This window comes from Methylobacterium nigriterrae, assembly GCF_037106235.1.
Classification (GTDB): Bacteria; Pseudomonadota; Alphaproteobacteria; order Rhizobiales; family Beijerinckiaceae; genus Methylobacterium; species Methylobacterium nigriterrae.
Map to the genome: position 1 here is coordinate 1 of NZ_JBAWTG010000464.1, position 701 is coordinate 701.

Sequence of the window (701 nt, forward strand, 5' to 3'; positions counted from 1 at the left end):
TTGTAGTAGCCCTCGATGTAGGCGAACAGGTCGCGACGGGCCTCGTCGCGGGTTGCCCACCAACGCTGATGGACGAGTTCGACCTTGAGTGTGTGGAAGAAGCTTTCCATCGGGGCATTGTCGAAGCAGCATCCCGTCCGGCTCATCGAGGCGTGAGCCCTGATACCGGCGAGTTGGTTGCGATAGGCCTCGGCCGCGTATTGGCTGCCGCGATCCGAATGACAGATGAGCCCGGCAGCCGGCCGTTGCCGCTGGGCAGCCATCATCAACGCGGCCAGGGTCAGCTCGGTGCGCATGTGCTCGCGCATGGCCCATCCCACGACCTTGCGGGTGGCCAGATCCAGCACGGCCGCGAGATAGAGCCAGCCTTCGCCGGTCGCCAGGTAGGTGATGTCGGCAAGCCAGATGCGATTGGGGGCTGCGGCCACGAAGGTCTGCTGCAGGAGGTTGGGGGCGACCGGCAGGGGATGGCTGCTGTCGGTCGTGCCTGGGCGATAGCGCCGGCCTGCCAGAGCCCGGATGCCATGTCGGCGCATCAGCCGCTCGATGCGCCCCCGGCTGACGCCGCGCCCCTCAGAGCGCAGAGCGGCATGCATCCGCGGTGAGCCGTAGCGGCCCTTATGGCGCTCCTGAAGGCGTTGCACGTCGGCCAGCAACGCACGGTTCTCCCGGGCGCGGCGGCTCTCGGGCCGGGAGCGCCA

Annotated in this window: 1 protein-coding gene; it reads right to left on the reverse strand. The window is 68.0% G+C overall.

Annotation, left to right across the window (positions count from 1 at the left end):
- Window positions 1-701, reverse strand: a 701-nt coding sequence (locus WDW90_RS37755) for an IS3 family transposase (RefSeq protein WP_336492827.1), incomplete at both ends; no start/stop codon positions are given.